The 8,264-nt window shown below is 65.0% G+C and carries 10 protein-coding genes; 5 read left to right on the forward strand and 5 right to left on the reverse strand.

All coding sequences use genetic code 11. The features are described from left to right. Positions 1 to 33: 33 nt before the first annotated feature. A complete protein-coding gene (gene radA, locus U1738_RS02180) occupies positions 34 to 1,410 on the reverse strand; it encodes a DNA repair protein RadA (RefSeq protein ID WP_332787389.1) in 1,377 nt (458 codons plus the stop codon). A gap of 162 nt (positions 1,411 to 1,572) precedes the next feature. Here radA and U1738_RS02185 point away from each other — a divergent pair, with 162 nt between their 5' ends. Next, positions 1,573 to 2,229 (forward strand): outer membrane protein, encoded by a 657-nt coding sequence (locus U1738_RS02185; protein WP_332787390.1) that lies wholly within the window; start codon positions 1,573 to 1,575, stop codon positions 2,227 to 2,229. Positions 2,230 to 2,295: 66 nt separating this feature from the next. Here U1738_RS02185 and U1738_RS02190 read toward each other — a convergent pair whose 3' ends face one another. Further along, a complete protein-coding gene (locus U1738_RS02190) occupies positions 2,296 to 3,000 on the reverse strand; it encodes a glutathione S-transferase N-terminal domain-containing protein (protein WP_332787391.1) in 705 nt (234 codons plus the stop codon). A 69-nt stretch (positions 3,001 to 3,069) separates the two neighbouring features. On the opposite strand from U1738_RS02190, the gene U1738_RS02195 reads away from it, so the two are divergent. Then, positions 3,070 to 4,221, forward strand: a complete 1,152-nt coding sequence (locus tag U1738_RS02195) for a glycosyltransferase family 4 protein (protein WP_332787392.1) — start codon at positions 3,070 to 3,072, stop codon at positions 4,219 to 4,221. Here U1738_RS02195 and U1738_RS02200 read toward each other — a convergent pair. The 3 genes from U1738_RS02200 to U1738_RS02210 are packed head-to-tail and all read right to left on the reverse strand — an operon-like array spanning position 4,218 to position 5,511. Next, entirely contained in the window at positions 4,218 to 4,511 is a 294-nt protein-coding gene (locus tag U1738_RS02200; RefSeq protein WP_332787393.1) for a hypothetical protein, read from the reverse strand. The genes U1738_RS02195 and U1738_RS02200 overlap by 4 nt on opposite strands. A 56-nt stretch (positions 4,512 to 4,567) precedes the next feature. Continuing rightward, entirely contained in the window at positions 4,568 to 4,900 is a 333-nt protein-coding gene (locus U1738_RS02205; RefSeq protein ID WP_332787394.1) for a DUF2218 domain-containing protein, read from the reverse strand. Then, complete coding sequence (locus U1738_RS02210; protein WP_332787395.1) at positions 4,897 to 5,511, reverse strand: PadR family transcriptional regulator; 615 nt, start codon at positions 5,509 to 5,511, stop codon at positions 4,897 to 4,899. Before U1738_RS02210 ends, U1738_RS02205 begins: the two co-directional genes overlap by 4 nt. A 216-nt stretch (positions 5,512 to 5,727) precedes the next feature. Between U1738_RS02210 and U1738_RS02215 the strand changes: the two genes are divergently transcribed. From U1738_RS02215 to U1738_RS02225, 3 genes are read left to right on the forward strand one after another with little or no spacing between them, the layout of a single operon-like run. Beyond that, positions 5,728 to 7,041 (forward strand): replication-associated recombination protein A, encoded by a 1,314-nt coding sequence (locus tag U1738_RS02215; RefSeq protein WP_332787396.1) that lies wholly within the window; start codon positions 5,728 to 5,730, stop codon positions 7,039 to 7,041. Next, positions 7,038 to 7,388, forward strand: coding sequence for an MmcQ/YjbR family DNA-binding protein (locus U1738_RS02220; RefSeq protein ID WP_332787397.1), 351 nt, complete (start codon positions 7,038 to 7,040; stop codon positions 7,386 to 7,388). Before U1738_RS02215 ends, U1738_RS02220 begins: the two co-directional genes overlap by 4 nt. Beyond that, positions 7,385 to 8,254, forward strand: a complete 870-nt coding sequence (locus U1738_RS02225; RefSeq protein ID WP_332787398.1) for a hypothetical protein — start codon at positions 7,385 to 7,387, stop codon at positions 8,252 to 8,254. The genes U1738_RS02220 and U1738_RS02225 overlap by 4 nt, the downstream gene beginning before the upstream one ends. Positions 8,255 to 8,264 lie beyond the last annotated feature (10 nt).

Consider the following 8,264-nt stretch of genomic DNA (forward strand, 5'->3'; position numbering starts at 1 on the left):
TCGACGCAAGCGGAAATAACGGCTCCGAAACCGCTACCCACGCCCGAGCATATGGTCAACGAAAGCCCCGAGCGTGCGGAACCCGGTCAGCTTCAACGGGCTCTTCTCGCCCGCCAGCGCGGAGGGCACCAAAGCGCGTTCGAACCCCAATTTGCCCGCTTCCTTCAACCGCAGCGCACCATGCGCCACTGGCCTGAGTTCGCCCGACAAGGCGATCTCGCCGAACGCCACCGCATCCACCGCCACCGGCCGCTCGCTCAGTGCCGACACCAACGCCGCCGCCACCGCCAGATCGGCCGCCGGATCGGACACGCGATATCCACCCGCGATATTCAGATACACTTCGCACGACGAGAAACTCAGCCCGCAGCGCGCCTCCAGCACCGCCAGCACCATCGCCAGCCGCCCCGAATCCCAGCCGACCACCGCCCGCCTGGGCGTCGCCCCGCTCGCCAGCCGCACGACCAGTGCCTGGATCTCGACCAGCACCGGTCGAGTCCCCTCCAGCGCCGGGAACACCGTCGTCCCCGTCACGCTTTCGTCGCGCTGCGTCAGGAACAGCGCCGATGGGTTGGCGATCTCCGCCAGCCCTTCGGCGACCATCGCGAACACCCCGATCTCGTCCGTCCCGCCGAAGCGGTTCTTGATAGCGCGCAGGATACGATATTGGTGGCTACGTTCGCCCTCGAAGCTCAGCACCGTATCGACCATATGCTCCAGCACGCGCGGCCCCGCGATGCTGCCATCCTTGGTGACATGCCCGACCAGTACCACCGCCGTGCCGCGCTCCTTGGCGAAGCGGATCAATTCCTGAGCGGAGGCGCGCACCTGGCTCACCGTCCCCGGCGCCCCCTCGATCAGGTCGCTGTGCATCGTCTGGATCGAATCGATCACCAGCAGCGCCGGCGGCTGGCTGCTCCCCAACGTCGTCAGGATATCGCGCGTCGAGGTCGCCGCCGCCAGTTGCACCGGCGCATTGCCAAGCCCCAGCCGCCGCGCACGCAACCGCACCTGATCCGCCGCTTCCTCGCCCGAAACGTAAGCAACCTTCAGCCCGGCCAACGCCATCTTCGCCGCCGCCTGCAACAACAGGGTCGATTTGCCGATGCCCGGATCGCCGCCGATCAACGTCGCCGACCCTTCGACGAATCCGCCGCCCAACGCCCGGTCCAGCTCCGCAATACCGCTCGGCATGCGTTCCGGCAGCGCGATCTCCGCATCCAGCCCGACCAGCTGCATCGTCCGCCCGCCGGATTGCAGATTGTGCTTGGCCTGAAACGGCGTGACGTTCCCGCCGCCCGCATCCTCCACCATCGAGTTCCATTCGGAACAATCGGCACACTGCCCGGCCCAGCGATGCGACACCGAACCGCAGGATTGGCAGACATAGCGTTTCTGGGGTTTAGCCATGATCAGCCTTTAAACGAAGAACGATACGGGAACAAACCATTTTAGGCGTCCGTTCCGGCAGATTTCTCCAACCTGTTAGCGCTTGCACAAAAATAGGCGGAACCAACCCGCAGCTCCATCGTTGCGCCCGCTCCGATCACTACAAAAACATAAGGGTTTGCAATGCGTAATCTGTTCCTGGCCTCCTGCGCCATCCTGCTGCCACTGGCCGCCTCGCCCGCGATGGCGCAAGATGTCGCCCCCGCCCCAACCGAAATGTCGACCACCGACATCAGCGCTGCACCGGCAACCAGCTTCCGTGGCATCCGCATCGAAGGCAATGTCGGCGGCGATCGTTTCCAGTCGCAGGGAGTCCATAACGACAAGCTCGGCTATGGTGGCACGATCGGCTTCGACGGCATGATCGGCGATCGTATCGTGATCGGTCCGGAAGGCAGCTACTGGCGTGCGGACGGCTGGAACGAGAACAACACGTCCGTGAACGGCGGCACGCGCAGCGTCCGGTCGTTCGAGGAATATGGCGTTGCCGTTCGCGCCGGCGTTCTCGTCACGCCGCAGTTGCTGGTATTCGGCAAGGGCGGTTACGTGAACAACGAACAACGCTCGCGCTTCACCGCGCCTTTGGCCCAGAACAGCACGTACGAGCATTTCGGCACAGACGGCTATCAGGTCGGTGGCGGCGTTGAGCTGTCGATGGCGGACAAGTTCTCCGGCGCGATGTCCGGCCTGTATGTGTCGGGTCAGTACGTCTATTCGAACTACAACGATCACACGTCGCGTCAGCGCGTGCTGCTGGGCGTCGGCCTTCGCTTCAAATAAGTTGAGCGGAATGGGAACGGGCCGGCGGAAATATCCGCCGGCCCGTTTTCTTTTGTCACCAAGCCGTCAGCCCCGCGCCGGAATCTTCAACCCGCGCTGCACCGCCGGCCGCGCCAAGCCACGCTCAAGCCAAGCGCCGACACCCTTGTAGGCCTCGAAACCCACGATCTCCCGCGCCTCGTAGAACGTGATCAGATTGTTCACCCACCCGATCATCGACACATCGGCGATCGAATAGTCATCGCCCAGAAACCAGGTCTTCCCAGCCAGCGCCGCGTCCATGACGCCGAGCAGCCGTTTCGCCTCATCGACATAGCGCCCCAGGGGCCGCTCATCCTCCCAATCCTTACCGGCGAACTTGTTGAAGAAGCCGAGTTGCCCGAACATCGGCCCGACGCCGCCCATCTGGAACATCACCCACTGGATCGCCTGCCAGCGATCAGCCGGTCCGCTGCCGAGCAAAGCGCCCGTCTTCTCCGCCAGATACAGCAGAATCGCACCGCTTTCGAACACCCCGATCGGCTGCCCGCCCGGACCGTCCGGATCGATCATCGCCGGGATCTTGCCGTTGGGATTGAGCGAGACGAACGCGTCGGATTTCTGATCGTTTTTCGCGAAATCGACCAGATGCGCCTCGTACGGCAGCCCGGTTTCCTCCAGCATGATCGACGCCTTCACCCCGTTCGGCGTGGGCAAAGAATAGAGCTGGATGCGGGTCGGATCCTCCGCCGGCCAGCGCGTGGTGATCGGAAAGGCGGACAGGTCGGTCATGGCGCAGCACTCCGTTGATTCGAGCGGGAGATAGTCACGGGGCCCGCGCTTCGCTATGGCCGCGCCACCATGCAGCCGACGGACCTCCGCGTCGCCCTCTTCAGCGGCAACTACAATTACACGCGAGACGGCGCCAATCAGGCGCTGAACCTGCTCGTCGGCTATCTGCTGTCGAAAGGGGTGACGGTACGGGTCTATTCGCCGACCAGCAGCCGTCCCGCCTTCGCGCCGACCGGAGACCTGATCAAGGTGCCGGCGTTCAAGATCCCCGGCGGACGTGACGAATACAAGCTCGCCTGGGGCATGCCGCCCGCCACCCGGCGCGATCTGGCGGCCTTCGCGCCCAACGTGATCCACGTCGCCGCACCGGAATTCCTCGGCCACGCGGCGGTCAGCTATGCGCGACGGCACGGCATCCGCTCGCTCGCATCGCTGCACACCCGCTTCGAAACCTATGGCAGCTATTACAAGATCGGCTGGCTCGCGCCCGCCGCGATCCGGTTGCTGACGCGTTTCTACAACCGGGTCGATCGGGTGGTCACGCCGGGCCAGTCGATGGCCGATCTGATCCGCGAATGGGGCGTGACGACGCCGATTTCGATCTGGTCGCGCGGCGTGGATCACGATCGCTTCTCGCCCAAGGCGCGCGATCTCGCCTGGCGCCGCTCGCTCGGCATCGCCGACGACGAGGTGGCGATCGGCTTTCTTGGCCGGCTCGTGCTGGAAAAAGGCATCGACATCTTCGCCGATGTCGTCACCGCGCTCAAGGCGCGGGGCGTGAAGCACCGCGTGCTGGTGATCGGGGACGGCCCGGCGCGCGACTGGTTCGCCGAACGCGTCCCCGACGCCGCCTTTGCCGGTTTCCAGCGTGGCGACGATCTTGGCCGCGCCGTCGCCTCGATGGACGTGTTCTTCAACCCGAGCGTTACCGAAACGTTCGGCAATGTCACGCTGGAGGCGATGGCCGCCTCCGTACCGGTGGTCGCGGCGCGTGCGACCGGCGCGGTGGATCTGATCGAGGATGGCGTGAACGGCTTCCTCGTCCCGCCCCGCGACGTGGAGGCCTATGCCGACGCGATCCAGCGCTTGGTCGAAAACGACGAAGCCCGCCACGCCCAAGGCGCAGCGGGCCACGCCAAGGCGGCGACCTATCAGTGGGACAGCGTCAACCAGTCGGTGCTGGATGCCTATCTGGAACTGCTGACGGAGCGCCGCGCCTAGGCGGTGATCGAGAACAAGGCCCCTGCCGACACATCGGCGGTCCTGACGCCAGCGGCCGAATATCCGACGACCTGCTTCATCGACGTCTCGGCGGCTTTTCGCGCCGCCTCCACCTTGACCGGATCGGTGCTGCCCCGGCTTGCATCACTCGCGGCATCCTTGTTGTTCGGTCCCGACTTCGGATGCGACGGATCGATGTTCTTGGTGGCGAGATCGACCTCCGCACAATTGCGGCACGAAAAACCATGCACCGTCACCGGTGAGGCATAGTCAACGCCGCCAACTGCCACCGCGCCTCTCCCGAAAGACAGGACGCGATAGCATGTCAGGTGTTCGCAAATCGTTATCAGGCGGGAAGTGGCCGCCAGTCGAACGCAAGCGGTGCCTCTCGAAAGGCGAACCGGTCGAGATGCCGGGCGACTGCGCCCTTCAGCCCGTCCAGCTGCCCCTCGATCGAGGCGTCGATCCGTACCTCCAGCACATCCGCCTTCGCATCGAACGTCACCAGCCCATCAGCCGGCCAGTCCGCGCCGCGCGCATTCTTCGGGAACACCACGGTGCCATGATCGGGCGTGAACTCGACCGCCAGATTGTGCTGCCAATGCTTGCACAATTGCTGGAGATATTTGCTCCCGCTCGTCGTCGGCACCGCGGCCGTTGCGCTGACCCGGCCGCTCACTTGAGCCGCTCGATCTTCTGCGCGACCTCGTCGAGCAACGCCGCCACTTCATGCAGCCGATCCGCGTCGATATCATCGGCGGTCAACCGCTGTTGCAGCACCTGGCGCAGATTGCCCATCGCGCGCCGGATCGGCCCGCCATCGGTGCGCTGACGCTCGGCGCCAACCTCGGCCAGCCGCGCGAACAGCGCCTCGACCTCGGCTTCGCGTTCGGCCAGCAGGGCTTGCCCCGCCACCGTGACCGCGAACTGCTTCTTGGCACCATCGGCCTTCTGCTCCTCGATCATGCCCATATCGTCGAGCATCGTGATCGTCGGATAGACCACGCCGGGGCTGGGCGCATAGGCACCGCCGGTGCGGCTCTCGATCTCGCGGATCAGGTCGTAGCCATGGCGTGGCTGCTCTTCGATCAGCTTGAGCAATACGAGGCGAAGCTCGCCGCTGTCGAACATACGACGCCCGCGGCCCGGACCACGCGGCCCGCCTTCATCGCCGCCGCCCCAGCGCACGGAGAAACCACCCCGCCCGCCAAAAACGCGGCCGCCGGGGCCGCCATGCCGCATGCCATGCTTGTTGTGGCAGCCACGGCCGCCTCTTTCGAAAACTATCATGTGAGTTCGTCCTTTCAATAACACGATAGCGCTAAGATATATCATGAAAGGGTTTTGGCAAGGGGCTTCCTCAACAAAATTTCGTCATCCCGGGCTCGATCCGGGATCCAACGTCCCACAAACACAACGCCGGAAACTCTCGCGGCACATTGGATGCCGGATCAAGTCCGGCAGACGGGGTGGTGAGCGGACGCCCCAACGCCTATCTTCCCCTCAATGCCCGACCTCTTCGCCCCCTTCGATCCCCCCGCCCGCGAGGCTCCGCCCGAGAACGCCCCGCTTGCCGATCGCCTGCGCCCGCGTGACCTCGCCGAGGTCGTCGGGCAGGATCACATCACCGGCCCCGAAGGTGCGATCGGTCGGATGGTCGCCGCCGGCCGCCTGTCGTCGATGATCCTGTGGGGGCCGCCCGGTACCGGCAAGACGACGATCGCCCGCTTGCTCGCCGATGCGGTGGACCTGCGCTTCGTCGCGATCTCCGCCGTCTTCTCGGGCGTGGCGGATCTCAAGAAAGCGTTTACCGAGGCCCGCGAACATGCCCGGATCGGCAAACGCACATTGCTGTTTGTGGACGAGATCCACCGTTTCAACCGCGCGCAGCAGGATGGTTTCCTGCCCTATGTCGAGGACGGCACCGTCACTCTGGTCGGCGCGACGACCGAGAATCCAAGCTTCGAACTCAACGCGGCCGTGCTCAGCCGCGCACAGGTACTGATCCTCCACCGCCTCGACGCAATTGCACTCACCAAACTGCTCGATCGCGCCGAGGCGACCGAAGGCCGTCCCCTGCCCCTCACCCCGGCAGCACGCGACGCAATGGTCGCGCAAGCCGATGGCGACGGCCGCTTCCTGCTCAATCAGGCCGAGACCCTGTTCTCGGTCGACCTGCCCGAACCGCTCGACCCCGCCGGCCTCTCCGCCTTCCTGCAACGCCGCGTCGCGGTGTACGACAAGGATCGCGATGGCCATTACAACCTCATCAGCGCGCTCCACAAATCGATCCGGGGCAGCGACCCGCAGGCCGCGCTCTACTATCTCGCCCGCATGCTGACGGCGGGCGAGGAACCGCTCTACCTGCTCCGCCGCCTCACCCGCGCGGCGGTTGAAGATATCGGTCTCGCCGACCCGAACGCGCTGGTGCAATGCATCGCCGCCAAGGACACGTACGATTTCCTCGGCAGCCCCGAAGGCGAACTCGCCATCGCGCAGGCCTGCCTCTACCTCGCCACCGCGCCCAAATCGAACGCCGCCTACAAGGCGCAGAAAGCGGCCTGGCGTTCGGCGAAGGAGACCGGGTCGTTGATGCCGCCCGAAAACATCCTCAACGCCCCCACCAAGCTGATGAAGGACATCGGCTACGGCAAGGGCTACGCCTACGACCACGATACCGAGGAGGGCTTTTCCGGCGCCAATTACTGGCCAGCCGAAATGGCGCCGCAGACCTTCTACGAACCGACCGAACGCGGCATGGAAAAACGCATCTCCGAACGCATGGCGTGGTGGGATGAATTGCGGAAGCGGCAGACATGACGCGCTTCGAGCGGTGGAGTGACGTCACCGCCTTCGCGCTTGCGCTGCCGGATACCTCTATGGATCCGTTCTACGGCACGTCGTGTCCGAAGGTGAACAAGAAGGCCTTCGTCTCCACCGGACGCGAGCCCGACAGCTTCCATGTCATGTGCCCGCAGGACGAGAAAACGATCCTCCTGGAAACCGATCCCGACACCTTCTGGCAAACGCCGCATTACGAAGGCTGGTCCGGCCTTCTGGTGCGATACGGCAGCGCCGATCCCGATCGCATCCGCATCGTCATCACCCGCGCCTGGTGGGACAAGGCATCGGCGGCGCAACGCAGGGCGTTCGGCGACCGGCCTTGAGGACGTTCGGACATTTCTCGGTGATCGACTGGTCTGGGCAGGCCGTCGCCAGGCCGAAAGGACTGGCCGTCGCCCATGCCGTCACCGGCAATGCCGCGCCGCATCTCCTCGCGCCGGAGGGCGGTTGGTCGCGTGGAGCGATCCTCGATTGGCTGCGGCGCCATGCCGAGGCGCGCACCGATATTCTGATCGGCCTCGATCTTTCCCCCGCATTGCCGTTCGTCGATGAGGGTGCCTATTTTCCTGATTGGGCAGCGTCGCCGCCGGATGCGAAGACGCTCTGGGCGCTCGTCGACACGGCATCCGCCAACGACGACCATCTCGCCGCATCGAGCTTCCTGCTGGATCCCGAAGTGCGCCGCCATTTCCGCCAGCATCTCGATTGTGGCGATCTTTTCCCCGGTGGCCGCGGGCGACTGCGAATCTGCGAGTCGGGTCAGCAAGCCATGGGTTTGTCGCCGTCGAGCTGCTTCAATCTCGTAGGTGCGGCACAGGTCGGAAAATCCAGCCTCACCGGTATGCGCGTCCTCCACCGCCTGAATGGGATCGTCCCCGTCTGGCCGTTCGACCAGATCCCCGAAACCGGCCCGGTGATCGTGGAAATCTACACGACGATCGCCGCCCGCGCCGCCCGGCTGCGCAAAGGCATCAGCAAGATCCGCGACAGCGAAACGCTCGACGCCGCACTCGGGGCGCTTGAAACCGGACCGCATGCCCCGCTCGCAAAATACGACGACCATGCCACGGACGCGATCCTCACCACCGCTTGGCTTCGCGCCGTCGCGAACCGACCCGAACTGTGGCATCCAGCCGCCCTTACCCCCCACATCGCGCGGACCGAAGGTTGGACGTTCGGGGTGCCCTGAACGCTCGAAA

The sequence above is a fragment of the Parasphingomonas caseinilytica genome, assembly GCF_036663755.1.
Classification (GTDB): Bacteria; Pseudomonadota; Alphaproteobacteria; order Sphingomonadales; family Sphingomonadaceae; genus Sphingomonas.